The sequence below is a fragment of the Undibacterium sp. SXout20W genome (assembly GCF_049340285.1).
In the GTDB taxonomy this organism is placed as follows: domain Bacteria; phylum Pseudomonadota; class Gammaproteobacteria; order Burkholderiales; family Burkholderiaceae_D; genus Undibacterium.
Genome location: NZ_JBMPPH010000002.1, coordinates 123951 through 145099, shown reverse-complemented (window position 1 = coordinate 145099; position 21149 = coordinate 123951). Strand labels below are relative to the sequence as shown.

The 21149-nt window shown below is 46.1% G+C and carries 21 protein-coding genes; 10 read left to right on the top strand and 11 right to left on the bottom strand.

Annotated features, from left to right (window positions below; genetic code table 11):
• Window positions 1-215: 215 nt before the first annotated feature.
• The 3 genes from ACO0K1_RS02305 to ACO0K1_RS02295 all read right to left on the bottom strand — a co-directional run bounded on the left by ACO0K1_RS02305 (window position 216) and on the right by ACO0K1_RS02295 (window position 3828).
• On the bottom strand, window positions 216-884 hold the full coding sequence (locus ACO0K1_RS02305; RefSeq protein WP_423022272.1) for a CPBP family intramembrane glutamic endopeptidase: 669 nt from the start codon (window positions 882-884) through the stop codon (window positions 216-218).
• Between the two features lie 333 nt (window positions 885-1217).
• On the bottom strand, window positions 1218-1736 hold the full coding sequence (locus tag ACO0K1_RS02300; RefSeq protein WP_423022270.1) for a lytic transglycosylase domain-containing protein: 519 nt from the start codon (window positions 1734-1736) through the stop codon (window positions 1218-1220).
• Window positions 1737-2094: 358 nt separating this feature from the next.
• The gene (locus tag ACO0K1_RS02295; protein ID WP_423022268.1) at window positions 2095-3828 is read right to left on the bottom strand and encodes a proline--tRNA ligase; all 1734 of its coding nucleotides are present in this window, start codon (window positions 3826-3828) and stop codon (window positions 2095-2097) included.
• A gap of 225 nt (window positions 3829-4053) precedes the next feature.
• Here ACO0K1_RS02295 and ACO0K1_RS02290 point away from each other — a divergent pair, with 225 nt between their 5' ends.
• Complete coding sequence (locus ACO0K1_RS02290) at window positions 4054-4629, top strand: RNA pyrophosphohydrolase (protein ID WP_423022266.1); 576 nt, start codon at window positions 4054-4056, stop codon at window positions 4627-4629.
• A 5-nt stretch (window positions 4630-4634) separates the two neighbouring features.
• A complete protein-coding gene (locus ACO0K1_RS02285) occupies window positions 4635-5195 on the top strand; it encodes a CNP1-like family protein (protein ID WP_423022264.1) in 561 nt (186 codons plus the stop codon).
• A gap of 188 nt (window positions 5196-5383) precedes the next feature.
• Here the strand turns inward: ACO0K1_RS02285 and proB are convergent, their stop codons facing one another.
• Complete coding sequence (proB, locus tag ACO0K1_RS02280) at window positions 5384-6502, bottom strand: glutamate 5-kinase (protein WP_423022262.1); 1119 nt, start codon at window positions 6500-6502, stop codon at window positions 5384-5386.
• 231 nt (window positions 6503-6733) lie between these two features.
• Entirely contained in the window at window positions 6734-7846 is a 1113-nt protein-coding gene (gene obgE, locus ACO0K1_RS02275) for a GTPase ObgE (protein ID WP_422991098.1), read from the bottom strand.
• A 69-nt stretch (window positions 7847-7915) separates the two neighbouring features.
• Here obgE and ACO0K1_RS02270 point away from each other — a divergent pair, with 69 nt between their 5' ends.
• Window positions 7916-8164, top strand: a complete 249-nt coding sequence (locus tag ACO0K1_RS02270; protein WP_423022260.1) for a hypothetical protein — start codon at window positions 7916-7918, stop codon at window positions 8162-8164.
• Here the strand turns inward: ACO0K1_RS02270 and rpmA are convergent.
• Together rpmA and rplU are read right to left on the bottom strand one after the other, a co-directional pair.
• Window positions 8161-8418 (bottom strand): 50S ribosomal protein L27, encoded by a 258-nt coding sequence (gene rpmA, locus ACO0K1_RS02265; RefSeq protein WP_186911319.1) that lies wholly within the window; start codon window positions 8416-8418, stop codon window positions 8161-8163. The genes ACO0K1_RS02270 and rpmA overlap by 4 nt on opposite strands.
• A 43-nt stretch (window positions 8419-8461) precedes the next feature.
• Window positions 8462-8773 (bottom strand): 50S ribosomal protein L21, encoded by a 312-nt coding sequence (rplU, locus tag ACO0K1_RS02260; protein ID WP_186911318.1) that lies wholly within the window; start codon window positions 8771-8773, stop codon window positions 8462-8464.
• 284 nt (window positions 8774-9057) lie between these two features.
• Between rplU and ispB the strand changes: the two genes are divergently transcribed.
• The 7 genes from ispB to ACO0K1_RS02225 all read left to right on the top strand — a co-directional run bounded on the left by ispB (window position 9058) and on the right by ACO0K1_RS02225 (window position 16055).
• On the top strand, window positions 9058-10038 hold the full coding sequence (gene ispB, locus ACO0K1_RS02255) for an octaprenyl diphosphate synthase (RefSeq protein ID WP_423022258.1): 981 nt from the start codon (window positions 9058-9060) through the stop codon (window positions 10036-10038).
• A gap of 388 nt (window positions 10039-10426) precedes the next feature.
• Window positions 10427-12154 carry a type IV-A pilus assembly ATPase PilB gene (pilB, locus tag ACO0K1_RS02250; RefSeq protein ID WP_423022256.1) on the top strand — a complete coding sequence of 576 codons (1728 nt, stop codon included), beginning with the start codon at window positions 10427-10429 and terminating at the stop codon, window positions 12152-12154.
• 15 nt (window positions 12155-12169) lie between these two features.
• Window positions 12170-13396: a type II secretion system F family protein gene (locus tag ACO0K1_RS02245; protein ID WP_423022254.1), complete on the top strand. Its 1227-nt coding sequence runs from the start codon at window positions 12170-12172 to the stop codon at window positions 13394-13396.
• Entirely contained in the window at window positions 13396-14259 is an 864-nt protein-coding gene (locus ACO0K1_RS02240; protein WP_423022252.1) for a prepilin peptidase, read from the top strand. Before ACO0K1_RS02245 ends, ACO0K1_RS02240 begins: the two co-directional genes overlap by 1 nt.
• Window positions 14259-14900 carry a dephospho-CoA kinase gene (coaE, locus tag ACO0K1_RS02235; RefSeq protein WP_423022250.1) on the top strand — a complete coding sequence of 214 codons (642 nt, stop codon included), beginning with the start codon at window positions 14259-14261 and terminating at the stop codon, window positions 14898-14900. Before ACO0K1_RS02240 ends, coaE begins: the two co-directional genes overlap by 1 nt.
• A 146-nt stretch (window positions 14901-15046) precedes the next feature.
• Window positions 15047-15802, top strand: a complete 756-nt coding sequence (gene zapD / locus ACO0K1_RS02230) for a cell division protein ZapD (RefSeq protein ID WP_423022248.1) — start codon at window positions 15047-15049, stop codon at window positions 15800-15802.
• A 70-nt stretch (window positions 15803-15872) separates the two neighbouring features.
• A complete protein-coding gene (locus tag ACO0K1_RS02225) occupies window positions 15873-16055 on the top strand; it encodes a DNA gyrase inhibitor YacG (protein WP_423022246.1) in 183 nt (60 codons plus the stop codon).
• Between the two features lie 82 nt (window positions 16056-16137).
• Here ACO0K1_RS02225 and ACO0K1_RS02220 read toward each other — a convergent pair whose 3' ends face one another.
• The 4 genes from ACO0K1_RS02220 to alr all read right to left on the bottom strand — a co-directional run bounded on the left by ACO0K1_RS02220 (window position 16138) and on the right by alr (window position 20775).
• On the bottom strand, window positions 16138-17697 hold the full coding sequence (locus ACO0K1_RS02220; protein ID WP_423022244.1) for a sigma-54-dependent transcriptional regulator: 1560 nt from the start codon (window positions 17695-17697) through the stop codon (window positions 16138-16140).
• 28 nt (window positions 17698-17725) lie between these two features.
• A complete protein-coding gene (locus ACO0K1_RS02215) occupies window positions 17726-18298 on the bottom strand; it encodes a hypothetical protein (RefSeq protein ID WP_423022243.1) in 573 nt (190 codons plus the stop codon).
• Window positions 18295-19587, bottom strand: coding sequence for a D-amino acid dehydrogenase (locus tag ACO0K1_RS02210; RefSeq protein ID WP_423022241.1), 1293 nt, complete (start codon window positions 19585-19587; stop codon window positions 18295-18297). Before ACO0K1_RS02210 ends, ACO0K1_RS02215 begins: the two co-directional genes overlap by 4 nt.
• 69 nt (window positions 19588-19656) lie before the next feature.
• A complete protein-coding gene (gene alr / locus ACO0K1_RS02205; RefSeq protein ID WP_423022239.1) occupies window positions 19657-20775 on the bottom strand; it encodes an alanine racemase in 1119 nt (372 codons plus the stop codon).
• Window positions 20776-21149 lie beyond the last annotated feature (374 nt).

Sequence of the window (21149 nt, the reverse complement as noted above, 5' to 3'; positions counted from 1 at the left end):
GGATAGTAATGTGGCGAAGTATTAATTCAATGATAAATGTACTGCATATCATTAGATAGTCGCCCAAGCAGTCTCATGGATCACCTATGTATACTCCCCAGCTATTTTATCCGGTCTGACGCGTTACACCTGCATCACCACAACGCACATTTTATTCAGTAAAATTTAATCCTTGCAGGCTTTTCGGGAATAAAAATTAACAAAATGAAAAACAATCAAGCCGCCGCATTACATTCAGAAATTGTAGCATCTTGCCCTTCAGCCAAACTCTTCTTCCATATTCGCCAACCGATTGAGACACTCAATGTGAGTTGAATCAGCATTACCATCGTCATCGCAAAATTTTGTTCCCGCATATTAATTGACTCGTCAAAAATCCCAAAAAGTTGCTCCCAATTTGTCATACTTCGAAAGTGTGGCGCGACACCCAAAAAATAAAAGGACGCAGAATCGTACCCCGCGTGATATCCAATACTCGCAAGCAGTCCTAATCGTGATTGCGCCAATACGGTACACAACAGAGCAAAAGACATTAAAGAAAAAAATCGCAAGAATGGTGCATCCACTGTCCACGGATGATGTACCAGTGCGAAAAGGACGATTTGAATAAAGCCTCCCCAATACTTACCAATCAACTTTGAACAAAATTTTTGAACACAGTATCGAAAAAAAACTTCTTCATAGAGCCCCACACCTAAAGCAATAATCAACAACTGTAAAAGTAATTGAGGATTAAAAAGAGTGTTGTGAAGATCTTTTGTAAAAAAGAAATAAGAAAATGAAACTGCGCAAACTATGCAACCAGAACCAATTCCGTAGAACAATGTTGGGATTTCAATGTTCCTTATATGGCTCGCAGACGACTGAATAAAATTTGTCAGCAAAATAAGGCCGCAAGCTAAGAGACAGCTAAATAAAAAAAATGCGGGTACACTATTTTTAAAGTACTTGATTCTAAAAAAATTAAAAATAAAGCAGGAAAAAAAAGTGCCGACGAGCCGCATAACGTTCTGAAAAAAAGTACACTTAGATTAAGTTTGCGCATATTTTTTGATGAGAATTTTTTTCGAGTATCTCGTAAAAAATTTTTAATATTGCAAAATTGTAGGGAGTTGAACCATTATAGTCCTGGCAAAAAGGAGGAATACAAAAATGAAATTCTAATGTTAATGAACTCCATTATTATGAAATTATTGCGAATTCTAGCAAATGCCCCATTACTTTTTATATTCCCAATTCTTCCAGTTAGCGAGCACCGCATTCGGATATTCAGGTTTGCCACGACTGCCGTTATAGCGGCCAAGAGCAAGGTATAAATCACCTTTTTCCATATCGATGTACATACGCAAAATCGAGCATCCGTAACGCAAATTGGTTTGCATTTTAAATAGCATCTTGGCATTGCCATCGCCGATCACGCGTGACCAGAATGGCATAACTTGCATATAACCGCGCGCGCCGACGACGGACGTCGCATATTTTCGAAATGCGGATTCGACTTGCATCAGCCCCATCACCATCGCAGGGTCAAGGCCGGCGCGTTTTGATTCGTACCAGACAGTTTCCAGTAACTCTATGCGGGTCTGATAATCGGGAATACGACGTTTTAAACGCATCGACATTTCACCCAACCAGCTCAGGTATTTGATACGTTCGTCGATATTGGTAAAACTTGGTTTGGGTGGGCTATTGTCTGAAACGGCTTTTGACAGCGCAAGGCGCACCGAATCGGCCATTGCCTCTTCTTTTTGGTTGCCTGCCAAGGCTTGGGGCGAGAAGCCAGTGCAAAGGAATGCAGTGCATGTCAGGAGACAAAAAAAACGTGCGGAGATCAACTTCACTTTTGATTATTTCCCAAAGGAAGGGAGCAATATTTTGCAATCTTCTGAATTTAATTTAAGCCTGAAACAACAAGAAATTCCAGCCTGAGCCTGAAGAACAATCTCGTTGAACAGGTGAAACTCGCGCCACTACTTAAACTCAGTCGATGAAAAATCCCCCTGTAGCTCATCCTATCTTCATGAACTACAAAAGGGACTTTTACATATTTCAACCCAGAATTAAAGCAGCGATAAATTTATCGCAAAAACAGGCTCAAGCTGCCAGTTTCGCTTTAACAAATGCCAGCATTTCTTCGACTGGAACAATCGTCGCCTCAGCATCGCGGCGGCCTACATATTCCAGCTTGCCATCTTTCAGACCACGATCACCAATGACGATACGATGTGGTACGCCGATCAACTCCCAATCAGCAAACATCGCACCAGGACGCTCACCACGGTCATCCAGAATCACATCTACGCCTGCGGCCAGCAAACCTTGATATAACTTCTCTGTCTCGGTTTTAACGGCTTCGCTGCGATCCATACCCATCGGGCAGAGTACGACTTCAAATGGCGCAATCGAGGTAGGCCAGATAATCCCTTTGTCGTCAAAATTCTGTTCGATCGCCGCACCTAAAATACGTGTCACGCCGATACCGTAGCAGCCCATTTGTAATAATTGTGGCTTCCCGTTTTCATCCAGGAAGGTGGCCTTCATGTCTTGTGAATAGCGGGTACCTAACTGGAACACGTGACCAACTTCGATACCGCGTTGAATCGCTAATACGCCTTTGCCATCTGGTGAAGGATCGCCATCGACGACGTTGCGCAAATCTGCCACGAGGGCTTCAGGAATATCGCGTCCCCAGTTTGCGCCCGTGAAGTGGAAATCTGCTTCATTTGCACCGACGACAAAGTCAGCCATATTCGCTACGGTACGATCAGCAACGATGTGGACTGCTTTCTTAGTGTTGATAGGGCCCAGATAGCCTGGTTTAGTACCAAACCATTCAACGATCTCTGCTTCGGTCGCCATGCGGTGATTCGCCAGCCCCGGAACCTTTGCAGTCTTCACTTCATTCAATTCATGGTCGCCGCGCAACAACAACAGCCAGACTTGTTTACCAGCGTCGCCCTTTTCTTCGTCTTCTACCGTCAAAACGATAGATTTCACGGTGTTTTGCAGAGGAATGCTCAACAATTCAGCCACATCTTCGCACTTGGCTTTGCCTGGGGTTGCTGTTTTGGTCAAGGCTGCACTTGCTGCTGGGCGAGCTGCATTCAGCGCTAACGCTTCTGCCGCTTCCATATTGGCCGCGTAGTCGGAAGTCGGGCAATACACTAAAGCATCTTCGCCAGTCTCAGCAATGACGTGAAATTCATGCGACCCGGAGCCACCGATTGCACCGTTATCCGCAGCTACAGCACGGAATTGCAAACCAAAACGTTGGAAAATACGGGTGTAAGCATCAAACATGATTTGATACGATTGTTTCAAGCCTTCAACATTACGATCGAAAGAATACGCATCTTTCATGGTGAACTCGCGACCACGCATCAAGCCAAAACGTGGACGGCGTTCATCACGGAATTTAGTCTGAATATGATAAAAGTTCACTGGCAACTGGCGATATGAACGAATATCGGAACGGACAACATCCGTAATTGCTTCTTCGGAAGTCGGTTGAATAATAAAATCGCGACCATGGCGGTCTTTCACGCGCATCAGTTCAGGACCCATTTTGTCCCAACGACCAGTTTCTTGCCATAGTTCTGCTGGCTGCACGACAGGCATCAACATTTCAATGGCACCGGCGCGATTCATTTCTTCGCGGATAATATTTTCCACTTTACGAATCACCCGCAAGCCCATCGGCATGTAGTTATAGATGCCAGAACCGAGGCGTTTAATCATGCCGGCACGCATCATCAGTTTATGGCTGACGACTTCGGCATCGGCAGGGGCTTCTTTAAGTGTAGAAATAAAAAATCGAGTAGCTCGCATGACAGTGATTCTTTTTAAATGGAAGGTTATAATCAACTCAATTTTAAAGGATTAGCTGGCTAATGCGCCCACTCTTTGCACATTTGATGAAGGAAACCGCGATTTGTTCGCCAAACTGGCCCCTGCCCGCTGAAAATTGGGCTCCCGTTTTGACGTAACGACGCTATTTAGCACGTTCAATTGCAAAAATAAGCCATTTAGCCACAGAAAGTTTTGAGGTTAGATATGCTAGATCGTGAAGGCTTCCGCCCTAACGTTGGCATAATTTTGCTTAACGCCAACAATCAAGTCTGGTGGGGAAAGCGGGTGCGCGAGCATTCCTGGCAATTTCCACAAGGCGGGATTAAGTATGGTGAATCTCCTGAGCAGGCGATGTTTCGAGAATTGGAAGAAGAAACAGGCTTGTTGCCGGAGCATGTCAAAATTATCGGCCGCACCCGTGACTGGCTCCGTTATGAGGTCCCAGATCACTTTATCAAACGTGAAATTCGTGGGCATTACCGTGGGCAAAAGCAAATTTGGTTTTTGTTACGCATGGTGGGTCGCGACTGTGATGTGAATTTACGCGCCAGCAACCATCCTGAATTCGATGCCTGGCGTTGGCATGAGTATTGGGTGCCATTGGACGTCGTCATTGAATTCAAGCGTGGCGTCTATCAGATGGCCTTGCAAGAATTATCACGTTACATTCATAGAAATGACAACCCAGGTAGCGTTCGCCATCGATCTCCGCGTCCAAATGCAAAAAATGCAGACAAAAGCGTGGAACCACCAAAAACTGAACAGGAAGAACATAAATAATTCTTATGCGACATTCCACATGTATTTCTTTAAAGCGAACGATCAGTCGCGCTGTCGTGGCGAGTTTGATTCTATTGGCCTATACGCCAGTGATTCAGGCTGGCCAGGCAATTCAGACCACCCCGCCCGCAGACGAACCGGACAAAGCGTGGGCTGAGGTCGAACTTCAATTACCTGCGGCGCCAAAACAAGAAAATCTTTTAAATTTTTATAAAAGTGATAGCCAGTCCTTTGCAATTGACAAACTTTCATTGAGCGTTGGCAGCGATGGTACTGTTCGTTATACTTTGATCGCCACCAGCAATGCCGGTGCTAAAAATATTAGCTATGAAGCAATCCGCTGCGAAACTTACGAACACAAGCTGTACGCTTTTGGTCGTAGTGATGGCACATGGTCACGTTCGCGCCGCGACGATTGGTTCCGTATTTCAAACACTGCGGCAAATAAACAACACCATATATTGTTTACCGAGTTTTTCTGCGAAGGAACTTCCGTCGCCGGCAAAGTGCCGTTTTTAACTAACCGTCTGGAAGGAAGAAGTTTGCCGTACAGTGGTACTCGCTAGTGGAACGACTGTTGAGTCAAATATTGGGTCCACTATTGTTATTTGGTATTTCATTTTCCTTATTTTCAAATTCAATCAGCTCAATGGGCAAAGAGGTTTCAGGTAATAAAAAGGGCATCGCAGTGCCCTTTTTTAATGCCTACTTTATATGCGACATTCAGCGATTCAGATATTCAGATATTCAGCATTTACACAATCACCAGATTATCCCGATGTATCAACTCAGGCTCTTCCACGAAACCGAGTATGGCGGCGATCTCTGCTGAAGGTTTGCGTTTAATTTTACGCGCATCAGCACTACCGTAATTAGACAAGCCTCGCGCAATGGTTCGACCCGCTTCATCGATGCAAGTAACTAATTCACCACGTCCAAATTCACCCAAAACTTCCAGCACACCAATCGGCAATAAGGACTTTCCCTCCATCGTCAGCTTTTGCACCGCACCGGCATCGAGCTTAATTTGTCCAGCCGTCTGTAAATGATCTGCCATCCACTGTTTGCGCGCGGCTAATGGTGCCATTTCAGAAACCAGTTGCGTACCAATGGCTTCGCCATTGGCGAGGCGCACCAGCACATCATCTTCACGCCCCCAGGCAATCACCGTATGTGCACCAGACTTTGCGCCGCGCTTCGCAGCCAGAATCTTTGTCAACATACCTCCACTGCCTAAATTCGACCCCGCACCGCCAGCCATGGCCTCCAACGCCAAATCGCCAGCTTTTGCCTCATGTACAAACTGCGCATCAGGATTTTTACGTGGATCAGCGGTGTAGAGTCCACGTTGATCAGTCAAAATAATTAAGGCGTCGGCTTCGATCAAATTCGCGACCAAGGCCCCAAGCGTATCATTGTCGCCAAATTTAATTTCATCGGTAACGACGGTATCATTCTCATTGATAATCGGCACAATCCCAAAGCGTAACAAGGTAAACAGGGTCGACCGCGCATTCAGATAACGCTCGCGGTCTGCCAGATCAGCATGCGTCAACAGAATCTGTGCAGTGCCAATGTTGTGCGCCCGAAAACTGCTTTCATAAATTTGCGCCAAGCCCATTTGACCGACTGCTGCACAAGCCTGTAACTCGTGAATCCCTGTCGGGCGCTTATCGAAGCCGAGCCGTTGGCGACCTTCTGCAATTGCGCCTGAGCTCACTAACACCACTTCTTTGCCCATCGCACGTAACGCCGCGATTTGCGCTGCCCATTTCTGTATGGCGAGACTGTCCAAGCCCTTGCCATCATTGGTGACTAAAGATGAACCTACTTTGATAATCAGGCGCTTTGCTTGTTGAATCACAGAATGCATGGCGAAAATAAGACCTTGTATGGACAAGAAAGCTTAAAATTATACTTTATGTTGATACTTGATGAATATTCTAAATTAAATTTAGGTATATTAAATTTTCATTACCAAATATCTCGAAAAATTATCAATAGTCTATTTTTCCATCGATCCGTTTTAGCTTAGGGTCGACCAATAAAAAAAGCCTGATCGCTTTACGAATCAGGCTTTTTCGAAAACATTCACCGCGCAGGTTTAGTCTTCCCATACTTTGAAACGAGGATCATCTGGATCGATCGACAAGATGCCTTGCGCTTCTTCTTTCATTTGGGTTTCTTGTGAACGCTGTTCCTGCGTGCGTTTTTCTTCAATATCTTTATAGATTGCCATGACCAAGTCTTCGCAACCTTCGCGATTCAAAGCGGAAATCTCAAATACAGGGCCTTTCCAGCCAAAACGCTTCACAAAGTCTTTGACCTTCTTCTTGCGCTCATCTTCACTCAAGACATCAAGTTTGTTCAACACCAACCAACGTGGTTTGTCGTACAAGCTTTCATCGTATTTACGCAATTCTTTGATGAGAGCTTTGGCATCCTTGACCGGATCAACATTATCATCAAATGGTGCCAGATCAACGATATGCAAAAGCAAACCGGTACGTTGCAAATGTTTCAAGAATTGTACGCCCAAGCCGACACCATCAGCAGCCCCTTCGATCAAACCCGGAATATCGGCAATCACAAAACTCTTTTCGTGACTGACGCGAACCATACCCAGATTCGGATGCAAAGTTGTAAATGGGTAATCAGCGATCTTTGGACGAGCATTGGACACAGCGGTAATAAATGTGGATTTACCCGCATTTGGTAACCCGAGCAAACCAACGTCTGCCAACACTTTCAATTCCAGACGCAATTCCCGACGTTCGCCTTCTTTACCCTCGGTCCGTTGACGTGGTGCGCGGTTGGTAGAAGTCTTGAAGTGAATATTGCCCCAACCACCCTCACCGCCTTTAACGAGCTCAACCTGTTGACCGTGTTCGGTCAAATCAGCAATCACTTCGTCGGTGTTGCGGTCAGCAATCAAGGTTCCCACAGGCATCCTCAGGAAAATATCGTCCGCACCTTTGCCGTAGCAATCAGCGCCACGGCCATTTTCGCCATCTTTAGCTTTGTGCAATTTAGAATAGCGATAATCAACCAAGGTATTGATATTTCGGTCAGCGACCGCCCAAATACTACCGCCACGGCCACCATCGCCGCCGTCAGGACCGCCGAACGGGCGGAATTTTTCTCGACAGAAAGAGGCAACACCATTACCACCGTCACCGGCGATGACTTCAATTCTGGCTTCGTCAATAAATTTCATTTTTAAGCACCTAAAAAAGCTTGTATAAATCCTTGCGTCCCGGATGGGATCCATTATCGAATCAAAACTATGAATGTTTTATTTTTTGCCATATCTGGGACGATCACTTCAGCAAAAATGGCAGCAATAAGGACTGGATACCCTATTTTAGTCAGGCAAGAGCAAATTCAAAGTTTTAATTATATGTACACGCTGTGTACGGCAATGGGAGAGCAACCGATTTATACAGGATCTCTCGAAACTAAAAAGGCTCTACCAATGGCAGAGCCTTTTTGTCGTATTGGCTTGCGCCTTGCTTTGAATTACTTCAAAACTTAGGCTGCAACAACAATCGCGTATTGGTGCTTGTTAGCACCTTTAATTGCGAATTGTACTTTACCGTCAATCAGAGCGAATAAAGTGTGATCTTTGCCCATACCAACATTTTCACCAGCGTGTACACGTGTACCGCGTTGACGAATGATGATACCGCCAGCATTGATTGCCTGGCCGCCGTAAACTTTAACGCCTAAGCGTTTTGACTCTGAGTCACGGCCGTTGCGCGTGGTGCCGCCGCCTTTTTTGTGTGCCATTTAATAGCTCCTTGGATACTGGTAATTAACAGATAATCAGAGATTAACCGTTGATAGATACGATTTGCAGTTCAGTAAAGTTTTGGCGGTGGCCTTGACGCTTCTGGTAATGCTTACGACGACGCATTTTGAAAATGCGCACTTTGTCGTGACGACCGTGATCTATTACCTTAACCAGCACCGTAGCACCTGCAACCAACGGAGTACCAAATTTAATGGTTTCTCCAGCACCCATAGCGAGTACTTGATCAATGGTGAATTCGGAGCCAATGTCTGCAGGTATCTGTTCTACTTTAAGTTTTTCACCAGCGACAACTTTGTATTGTTTGCCTCCGGTTTTTATGACCGCGTACATGTGAAACCTCATCGAATAAATAAAAGGATTTTCTTCCCCGCCCCAAAATTTACTTAGGAATTCGGGAAAACCCCAAATTATACATAGACTTATAGTCAGCGTCAAAGACAATTTGCATAATTTTTCAGCACAGAAAGACCTTACGTATCGATCAACAAATCAGCATATTGATCGTATTTTGATAAAAAGCATGAAAAGTTCTGCTTTTTAACATTACTGGGAAGAGCAAATTTGATCACAACATCGTATAATCTGCGTCTTGGATTAATTAGCAGGATTACCCCTTGTCTGCCACCGTACAACAGAACCCTATTACCGACGTAATTGCCTTGGATATGTCGGCGGTTAATCAAGTTATCCGCCAACAGCTGCACTCCGACGTCGCTTTGGTCAATCAGATCGCTGAGTATATTATCAGTGCTGGTGGAAAGCGTATCCGTCCGGTTTTAGTATTGTTGGTTGCTAACGCTTATGGCTACCAAGGCAAACACCATCACGAATTGGCAGCTATTGTCGAGTTTATTCATACTGCGACGTTGTTGCACGATGATGTCGTCGACGAATCGTCTCTGCGCCGTGGCCGCCAGACGGCAAACGCCTTATTTGGTAATGCGGCTTCCGTGCTGGTCGGTGACTTTTTGTATTCGCGTGCATTTCAAATGATGGTATCCATTAACAGCATGCGAGTGATGCAAATTCTGGCGGATGCTACCAATGTAATTGCCGAAGGTGAAGTTTTGCAATTGCTGAATATGCACGATCCAGATGTCACTGAAGAACGCTATTTGCAAGTAATCCGCTCCAAAACAGCCAAACTGTTTGAAGCGGCAGCTGAAATTGGCGCTTTGATTGCTGGTGCAAACGAAGAACAAATCAACGCTGCTGCGGAATACGGACGCTGCATAGGCACGGCGTTCCAACTAATTGATGATGTATTAGATTATTCTGGCAATGCCGAAGATATCGGCAAAAACGTCGGAGATGATCTGCGTGAAGGCAAACCAACTTTGCCTCTCATCTATTTGATGAAACACGGCAGCGATACTGAGAGAGAATTAGTTCGCTTATGTATTGAGCAAGGTGACGAATCACAATTTAATGCGATTTTAACTGCCATTACGCAATCAGGCGCGCTAGGCTACACAACGCAGCAAGCGGTACTCGCCGCCGAACGTGCGTCTGCTGCAATACAATCATTGCCAGAATCAGTCTATAAATCGGCGCTGCTGGCATTAAGCAATTTTGCCGTACACCGCAATCACTAAATAAATCAGTGCGCTCAGGTTACAAACTGCGAATGCAGCTTGTAGCCAAGGTCTGAATTATCTAAAGTCACCCGGTTTGCAAACGGCAGGCAAAAGAGCATTGAGTTATGCTACCTTTTACGCTGCCCGATACCATGTTTGTGTCATACAAGGTAATCACAATCTGGCTTCGACAACAGTAATACGCACTCAAACCGACTCAAACGCAAGATTCCGCAGCGGGTTTTGGCATGTCCCAAAACTGAATACTTGCGCAGTAAAGGCAACATTTTTTACTGTGTGCGTACCCTCCAGATGTAAAAAAAAGTAGGATGTCTTTACAAAACTCAGCATCAGTTGCATTATCGCGAAGCAACGCTTGTTTTGGAAACCTACAATTAGAGTCACTATGTCCGCAGCCCCACCACCCTCTGCAACACCCGTTTTGACCTCAGGCCTGGCACGCGCCCTGATGCAAGGAAATTTGCTCAGCAATGTACAGGTCGACACCGTTTCAAAGAAAGCCCAAGCCGATAAACTGTCGTTTATCGATAGCCTGCTTCAAAGTCAATTTATTACGCCTCGCGATCTGGCGAATTTTTGTTCGGAAACTTTCGGCTATCCACTTTTGGATCTGGTTGCGATCGATGAAAGCGCACTTCCAGAAAAATTAGTTGACCAAAAATTGATGCAGCTGCAGCGCTTGGTGCCGATTGCAAAAAAAGGGAACAAACTTACCCTCGCCGTATCTGATCCAACCAATAATTCAGCAATCGATCAAGTTAAATTCCAGACAAATTTAGCCATTGAACTGGTGATGGTTCAGCATGATGCGCTGACGAAATTACTGGAAAAGATCGGCAAAACCTCCGAACAGAGTCTCAGCGATCTGGCTGGCGATGACTTTGAATTTGAATTCAAAGAAGACGATAGCGGGCAAGCGGCCATTGACGCGCAAGCAAATGAAGTCGACGATGCCCCTATCGTCAAATTTTTGCAAAAAATGCTGATCGATGCGATCAATATGGGCGCTTCCGATTTACACTTTGAACCGTTCGAAAAATTTTACCGGATACGCTTCCGTATCGACGGCGAACTGCGCGAAATCGCGCAACCTCCACTGGCCATCAAAGACAAGCTATCCTCACGGATTAAGGTCATCTCAAAATTAGATATTTCCGAAAAGCGTATTCCGCAAGATGGACGGATGAAGCTACATTTGAACGCCAAAAAGTCGATTGATTTCCGCGTAAGTACCCTGCCGACCCTGTTTGGCGAAAAAATCGTTATGCGTATTCTCGACGGATCGCAGGCACAAATGGGGATTGATGCCTTAGGTTACGATCCAGATCAAAAAGAAATTCTGATGAATGCCATTCAGCGTCCGTATGGCATGGTACTTGTAACCGGGCCAACAGGTTCCGGTAAAACAGTCTCACTTTATACCTGCCTGAACGTTATTAATAAACCGGGCATCAATATCTCAACTGCTGAAGATCCGGCAGAGATTAACTTGCCAGGCGTCAATCAGGTCAACGTCAATGATAAAGCCGGATTAACCTTCGCGGCTGCCTTGAAGTCTTTTTTGCGTCAAGATCCTGACGTCATCATGGTCGGTGAGATTCGCGACTTAGAGACCGCAGATATCGCAATTAAAGCTGCGCAAACCGGCCATATGGTATTTTCGACCCTGCATACCAATGACGCGCCGTCGACACTGACTCGCCTCATGAATATGGGCGTGTTGCCGTTTAATATCGCCTCTTCCGTCATATTGATTACCGCACAGCGGCTGGCACGTCGTTTATGCACTTGCAAACGACCAACAGAAATCCTCGATGAAGTCCTGATTCAAGCTGGTTTTAAAAAAGAAGAATTGGATGGTTCCTGGAAGCCTTACGAACCAGTTGGCTGCGAACGCTGCGGCGGAAACGGTTATAAAGGCAGGGTTGGTATTTATCAGTTAATGCCGATCTCCAATGCCATCGAACGTATTATTCTGGCCAGTGGAAGTGCGATGGAAATTGAAGAACAAGCACAACGCGACGGCGTCAGAAATCTGCGCCAGTCTGGACTGATGAAAGTTAAACAAGGGCTCACTAGCTTGGAAGAGGTTCTTGGATGTACCAACGAATAACCGGAGAGCAGTCACATGGCAACTAATCCCGCCAAAACCATCAAACCAGCAAAAGAAGTTATTTATGCCTGGGAAGGTAAAGACAAGTATGGCAAATCGGTGCAAGGGGAACTGCGAGCCGGCGGTGAAGCTATTGTTAACGCGACTTTGCGCCGCCAAGGCATCTTAGTAACGAAACTCAAAAAGAAATCCTACAGCTCTGGGAAAAAAATCACCGATGCTGACATCACGCTATTTACACGCCAGTTAGCAACCATGATGAAAGCGGGTGTTCCGCTGTTGCAGTCTTTTGATATTGTGGCGAAAGGCAATGCGAATCCTTCTGTATCGAAACTATTGCAAGACATACGCGGCGATGTGGAGACGGGAACGAGCCTGAATCAGGCTTTCCGTAAATTTCCGCTCTATTTTGATCCGCTATTTTGCAACCTTGTTGGTGCGGGTGAACAAGCTGGTATCCTGGAAGATTTATTGACCCGACTTGCCATTTATAAAGAAAAAACCTTAGCGATTAAAAAGAAAATTAAATCGGCATTAACTTACCCGATTGCAATTCTTTCGGTGGCTTTTGTCGTTACCGCCGTCATTATGATTTTCGTGGTGCCTGCGTTTAAACAAGTTTTTTCTAGCTTTGGCGCAGATTTGCCTGCCCCAACCTTGATCGTGATGGCGATTTCCGATTTTGTGGTCACTTATTGGTACTTGATTTTCGGTTCCATTTTTGGGTCACTGTATTTCTTCTTCCAAACCTGGCGTCGCTCTTTAGAAATGCAAAGAGCAATGGATAGAATTTTGCTGCAAGCACCTATTTTTGGTGCCATTATCAGAAAAGCCACCATCGCCAGATGGACCAGAACGCTTTCAACCATGTTTGCTGCCGGTGTACCGTTGGTCGAATCGCTCGATTCAGTCGGCGGCGCTTCAGGTAATGCGGTTTATCTTGACGGCACAATCAAAATCCAAACTGAAGTGAGTACAGGTACCAGCCTTACAGTAGCAATGCAAAATACCAATTTATTCCCTAATATGGTGACGCAAATGGTTGCTATTGGTGAAGAATCTGGTGCCCTTGACAGCATGCTCGGTAAAGTAGCAGACTTTTACGAAGAAGAAGTTGACGAGGCAGTCGCTTCCCTCTCAAGTTTAATGGAACCGCTCATTATGGTCATTCTCGGTGTGGTTATTGGCGGTTTGGTGGTTGCCATGTATCTGCCAATTTTCAAATTGGGATCTGTGGTCTGATGTTACAGGAAATTTTTTTTAAACTCCCCGGAAATACCTTCAGTAGTATTGTTTTAGGAATTTTCGGGTTGCTGATTGGTAGTTTTTTAAACGTCGTCATTTACCGTCTACCGAAGATGATGCAGCGTGAGGCAGAGAATTTTGTTGCCCATGAGACAGGTAAAGAATTACCGCACACCTCACCTTTTAACCTGGTCGTTCCTCGGTCGGCATGTCCACACTGTGGGCATCAGATCACCGCCATGGAGAACATACCCGTCTTCAGTTACATCGCCATTGGGGGGAAATGTCGCGGCTGTAAAGCCACGATTTCGATTCGTTATCCGATCGTCGAACTCGTTACGGGATTATTATCTGCAGGGATTATCTGGCATTTCGGTAGTGGTTTGGCAGGCATATCTGCCATGTTTTTTGGGTTCCTGCTCATTGCTATGACAATGATTGATGCCGATACCCAACTATTGCCGGATGATTTGACACTTTCCTTGTTATGGCTGGGTTTATTGGTCAATCTGAACGGGACATTTTGCTCTTTATCATCCGCCGTCATCGGCGCAGTGGCAGGCTATCTGTCATTATGGTCCATTTTTTGGATCTTCAAATTTATTACTGGTAAAGAGGGAATGGGCTACGGCGACTTCAAATTATTAGCAGCCTTAGGTGCATGGATGGGCTGGACGATGTTGCCAATCATTATCTTACTTTCCTCTGTCGTCGGCGCAGTAGTTGGTATCGCCATGATCGTCTTATCAAAACGAGGTCGGGATACGCCGCTGCCATTTGGTCCTTACCTTGCCGGTGCCGGTTTAATAGCGTTAATTTGGGGCAATGAATTAACCCACCTTTATCTGGGTTATATCTGATGGCAGAGCACCTATCTGCGCATTATGCCATCGGCCTGACGGGCGGCATCGGTAGCGGTAAATCGACGGTTGCTGACCTATTTGAAGCACAAGGTATTGTAGTAATTGATACCGATGCGATCGCCCATCAGTTGACAGCGCCGGATGGCTTAGCAATCGCTGCAATAGGGCAACAATTCGGTGCATCAGCCATTGCGGCCAATGGTGCAATGGATCGCCAATGGATGCGTGAACTGGTTTTTTCTGATGGCACTGCTAAAAGGAAACTGGAACAAATACTCCATCCGTTGATACGCCAGCAATGTGAGCATCTGGCGGCCATGGCAACTACCCCTTACGTCATTTTCGCAGTGCCGTTGTTAGTAGAATCAGGCAACTGGCGCGGACGGGTAGATCGTATTCTGGTAGTCGACTGCAAGGAAGAAACACAGATTAACAGAGTAATGAAAAGAAATAATTTAAATCAGGAGCAAGTTCAGGCTATCATGCGGGCACAGGCGAGCAGAGAACAAAGACTGGCTGCTGCCGATGATATTATTGTGAACGAAACTGACCTAAACTCGGTAAAAATGCAGGTTCAAACTTTACATCTGCAGTACTTAACACTTGCAAGCGCAGCAAACAATAAAAGTGACGCCTAGAAGTTCGAATCGGCAACTGCCTTGCATGTAAGCAGATAAAACATCAGAGACAAAAAAAAACTTTACATGATGTTTGTAATTTTCAACCGTATGGTTCAGAATCATGTGAAGCATAGATTGGCATAAATTTAAACAGGGACACTATTTTGATTGTTTACGAATACCCTTTCAACGAGCGTATTCGCACGCTACTAAGGTTGGAAGACCTGTACGAAAAATTTACATTTTTCCTGCATCAATCCGACCCACTGCAACATCATGTTGCACTCGCAACCATTTTCGAAATGTTGGAAGTGGCTGGTCGTGCTGACCTGAAATCTGATCTACTGCAAGAGCTTGAACGGCAGAAACATACCCTTATTGGTTTCAAATCCAATCCTAATGTCCAGGCAGAAATGTTGGATAAAGTTCTGGAAGATGTAGATCGCGCAAGCACGGCATTAATCTCCAGCACGGGTAAAACCGGGCAAAATATTCGTGACAATGAATGGTTGATGAGTATTCGTGGACGCACGATCATTCCTGGTGGCGCTTGTGAATTTGACCTGCCCAGTTATCATGCATGGCAAAAAAATCCTGCAGAAAAGCGTTTTGCAGACATTTCTGCCTGGTTTGCACCAATTGCCCCTTTATTTGATGCAATTAACGTTGTTCTGCGTTTGTTGCGCGAATCTGGCTCAACCACCAAAGTCATTGCGCAAGCTGGAAGCTACCAACAAATGCTGCAAGGCAAGGTCTATCAATTGCTACGGGTCAGTGTTGAGCGTGAATTAGGCGCGATCCCGGAGATATCTGCCAACAAATATATGCTATGGATACGTTATATGTCGCAAGACGGCGACATGAAACCCAAAGCATTCGAAAATGATATTCCGTTTGATCTGACGCTTTGTAACTTCTGATCACCGAAATTGATCGCATTATCTGATCATTGAATCCACCGACTGAATTTGACCGCTGAAGCACCTGAAAATGGCTACCTTTGTAAACTGTCCGACCTGCAATAGTAAAGTAGAGTGGATCACTGAAAACCGCTTTCGTCCATTTTGCTCTGAACGCTGCAAACAAATAGACTTGGGTGCCTGGGCGGAAGAAAAATACACCATTCCTGCTGTCAATTTGCCAGAAGATCCTGAAAGTGAAGACTTACATTAAGTCTGATTCAGACCCACTCCGATCAGTTTATTCCTACATATATGACTATATAGAGCGTTCAGATCTTGGACTGAACTCGCTTTTAGCGTTTTCCCGGAATCCCATACTTGCGTAACTTTGTTGCAATCATCGAATGCGATGTTTGCAAGCGTGCCGCTAGTTTACGACTTGAAGGATACTGCGGATAAAGCCGTTCCAGCAGGGATTGCTCAAACGCATTGACTGATAGCTCCCAATTCTCAGTCGTATCCAGATTTACCTCGTCAGCACTGATACTACCCTCAGCCCAATCGAGATCTGCTGCATCTAATACTCGTTGATCGGACATCGTAATTGCCCGAAATATGACATTCTGCAATTGACGGACATTTCCTGGCCAGCGATTCGACACCAGTACAGCACACGCCGACGAGTTCAATCGACAAACTGTTTTTTGCAATTGGGTACACGCGCGCTCGATAAAATGACGCGCTAAAGGCAAAATATCATCAGGGCGATCCCGTAAAGCTGGCACTTCCAGATGCAACACATTTAATCGATAGAACAAGTCCTCGCGAAATAAGCCTTCTTGTACCATTTTACGTAAATTGCGATGGGTCGCGCTGATGATACGCACGTTGACCTGTACTTCTTTGTCACCACCAATACGCCGAAATTTACCATCATTCAAAAAGCGCAAGAGTTTGGCCTGCAAATACAGAGACATTTCACCAATTTCATCGAGAAATACTGTGCCACCATCCGCCATCTCAAACAAACCTGGTTTACCACCGCGCTGGGCTCCCGTAAAGGCACCAGACATATAGCCGAATAATTCACTCTCGGCGAGGCTCTCAGGCAAAGCTGCGCAATTGAGCTCCAAAAATGGCGCATTGGCTCTTGGGCTCATGCCGTGGCATGCCTGCGCGAGCAATTCTTTTCCAGTCCCAGTTTCACCGGTAATCAAAAGTGGGGTATCAACCACTGAAACTCGTGCTGCCTTCACTTTCAATGCACGGATTTGCTCAGATTCACCGACAATCGGATCAAATCCATTACCCACAGAATTTTGTAACGCATGTAAGCGCCCACCAATTCGGGCTGGCGTATGGAAACTGAGTACAGCGCCGACCGAGCGCTCAGACGAGGCGAATTCAAGGATCAGCGGTTCCGACAATGGCGTGACTTCCATGAAAAATGGTTCGCCATTGAGAGTGACTTCACGACTTGGAAGTCGAAAACCTGCACCAATAAGTTCGTTTTGAATATCGGCATCGTCCAGAATTTGGCTCAAGGTCAGGCTGCATATGCCTGCTTCATCAGTACCCGCCACCGCGGCGGCGGCGGCATTCGCCACCATGACGCGGCCATCACGGTCAATGGCAATGACGGGGTCTTCCATTGCGGCCATCACGGTATCAAGGTGCAAGCGCCGCCGGATACCAGGCAGCACATCAAGAATCTGAATCTCGCCAACGCCCTTGACCAATAAACAATCTGCCTGCAAAGCTGGCAGCATATATTCCAGTAATTCGGGGCTATCAATGTAGATATGCGGTGGATCTACTTCCACCGCAACGACGTTCAAACCGCGCTTCGCTAACACAGCTAAAATTTCGTGAGCGATTCCAACCCGATCCTTAAACTGGATATTAATGCGCATTGAGTAGCTTTATCGTTACAGGAATGATTCAGTAAGGCTCTGGTATATAGCCTCTGGGGCGTGCGTATTGACTGCGAAAAGCAGCCGTTGTTGCCAGACCGCGCAAGCGGCTCAGGTCAAATTGCTGTAATTGCTGGACGACCGCACGATTGACCGTCATTTTAACTTGCATCATCAGCAAATCAACGCTGTGTTGGCTTGAACTACGCGATGGATTTACGTCTGTTTCCACTTCATTCACATCGCCGGCATGGTTGCTTGCCGCTACTTTAGCAGCCTTGGCCATTGCCCGCTCTTCAGCATCAGCGAAGCAGCGATAAACATCTGCCAAAGTGATAATGCCATTGCAATCGCGACAATGCCAGGCATCTTTATCTTTGGCATCACGCCCGACCAAGCCGTCTTTGCTTAAAGTCGTCAAAATCGCACGTATTACCCGCGGCGTTTTACCGGTTGCCACGGCCAGATTGTCGACCGTGGTCGCCCGCGGCATCACCATCATGGTTTGCGCCAAAATCTCAATAGCGGTATAAAAACGGGTATTCAGATTGGCATCTGCAAATACCTGGGTTGAGGATAGCAATTGTTCAAACTGGCTCATGCCAACTCCTTGGGGACAATGATTGGACGATTCATGCTGCCGTATCGGTCCATATATAAACCTTCAGTAGAAATTGCCGGACGCTTGCCTGAAACAAGATCGGCAATGAATTGCCCTGAACCGCAAGCCATGGTCCACCCTAAGGTGCCATGTCCTGTGTTCAGGAATAAATTACGATAAGGAGTAGGGCCAACCACTGGAGTACCGTCTGGCGTCATAGGACGCAAGCCAGTCCAGAATTCAGCCTTACTCACGTCACCACCACCCGGGAACAAGTCAGTGACTGAGAATTCCAAAGTATCGCGGCGATCTTTGCGCAAATCCAGGTTGTAACCTGTGATTTCGGCGGTGCCACCGACGCGAATGCGGTCACCAAGCCGTGTGATAGCCACTTTGTAAGTTTCATCCATCACCGTTGATTCCGGTGCGCGTTGTGCATCGGTAATCGGTACAGTAATTGAGTAGCCTTTGATCGGATAAACCGGGATCTTGATACCCAGTTCACGCAGGATGATCGGTGAATAGCTACCGAGCGCCAACACATAACTATCCGCGGTCAATTCACCTTCAGAAGTAATGACTGACGTAATTTTGTCGCCTTCATGTACCAGCCGTTCAATACTGACGCCATATTTAAATTGCACCCCCAAGCCTTCGGCCAATTTGGCTAAATTTTGGGTGAATTTGAAGCAGTCACCGGTTTCGTCGCCAGGCAAGCGTAAAGCGCCGACAAATTTATCCTGAACATTTTTTAATGCAGGTTCAACTTTCAAGCAACCGGCTTTATCCAAGGTTTCGTAGGGCACGTCGTAACGATTCAGAATCTCAATATCTGCCTGCGCACCATCCAATTGCGCCTGATTACGGAATAATTGCAGCGTGCCTTGTGTGCGTTCATCGTAGGCAATACCGGTATCTGCGCGTAATTGTTGCAGTACGTCACGACTGTATTCCGCCATGCGGAGCATCCGACCTTTATTGGTCTCGTAGCGAGCGCTTGTGCAGTTTAATAACATTTGCGTCACCCAACGCCAAGTGTTCAGATCAAAGGTAGGGCGAATTGCGAGTGGGCTATGTTTCATCATCAACCATTTAACCGCCTTCATTGGCACACCAGGTCCCGCCCAAGGCGCTGAGTAGCCAGGTGAGACTTCACCTGCATTAGCGTAGCTCGTTTCTAAGGCTGCGCCTGGTTGACGTTCGATGACTGTGACTTCATGACCGGCTTTTGCTAAGAAATAGGCTGATGCTGTTCCGATAACGCCTGCGCCAAGGATGATAACTTTCATTTTGATTCTCCTGATTTGCTTGTTCTGTGAATGCTGATAATTGAGGTTGGGTATTTTTTTAATGCAAGACTATTCGGTCGATATCTGGTCTGAATATTCGCGGTGATAACGCGCACCCAAACTGGTCAAAATTTCGTAACCAATCGTGTTCGCTTTATTTGCGACGTCATCCACCGTATTCGTTGCCGACATCAAATCAACTAATGTCCCCGGTTGCAATAATGTTGGCGCGATCTTTGTCACATCCAACGTAATTGTGTCCATCGACACATTCCCCACCATCGGCGCTGCATAACCTCCAATATGCGCCACCCCTCGGTTACTTAAACTGCGTAACCAACCATCAGCATAGCCAACAGCAATCGTCGCAATGCGACTTGTTTCCTGACTGCGCCATGTCGAACCATAACCAACACCCGTTCCAGCCGGAATTTCGCGCGTCTGGATAATACGTCCCTGTAAATACGCTACAGCACGTAAAGGATTTTTCTGACCGGCTACCGGTGCAACGCCATACAACGCAGCACCCGGGCGTGCAAGATCAAAATGGAACTCTTCCCCCAATAAAATACCTGAAGAATTAGCCAGACTTGCTTTACTCAATGGAAACAAAGCACGTAAAGTCTGAAACTTCTCCAACTGCTGACGATTCATCGGATTCGCCTGATCTTCGGCACAAGCGAGATGGCTCATCACGTATTGCACATCAATTCCACGGCAAACTTCTGGGTCATTCTGTAAAACCTGGACTTCTTGCGGCGACAGCCCCATCCGTGCCATACCAGTATCAAATTGGACTATCGCGGGCAACGCCTTTTCATGTCGCCGCGCCAGCGCAGACCAATCTTGAATTTGCGCTAAGCTATTGAGCACAGGCATACAACCATGTTCAATAAATTCCGCTTCGCATCCAACTGGAGAGCCATGCATCACAATCAAATGTGCATCGATAGGCAATCCAGGACGTAAGGCAATCGCCTCTTCGAGATGTGCGACGAAGAAATGACGACAGCCTTCTTCGTATAACACTCTGGCGACTTCTCCTGCCCCCAAGCCATAGGCATCTGCCTTTACCGCCGCACCACACAGAGCTGAGCTCAAACGATCGCGCAGTAATCGGTAGTTAAATCGAACTGCCTGCAAGTCGATCCGCAGCACAGCTCCAGTTCTTTCTGCTATTTGTTGCATAGTTTTTAGCACTCCATCGCTATAGAGAAAAGTTTCTTCTCTCCTAGCAATGCTCGTGCCACTAATATTTATTTAACAAATTCAATGACTTAGAAAAAATTCACTCTGAAGTCGGCGCCAAACTGTACGAAATTCAATACAGCGGTTTTCATTGTACGACCATTAATTTCCGAGTTTCCACTCTAGACCGTATTAAAAAAAACACGGTGTGCGGAAAATAATACACTGTATCACTTTGAATACATATCAGAATTAAAATGAATAAGGATAGTCGCAGCCTGAAAAGTTTCAAGCAATAAGTAAAACTACGGAGGGAGTTGCATTAATAAGACACAATGAGGATGGCATAGAAGTGCCAAATTCGGCGATGGACA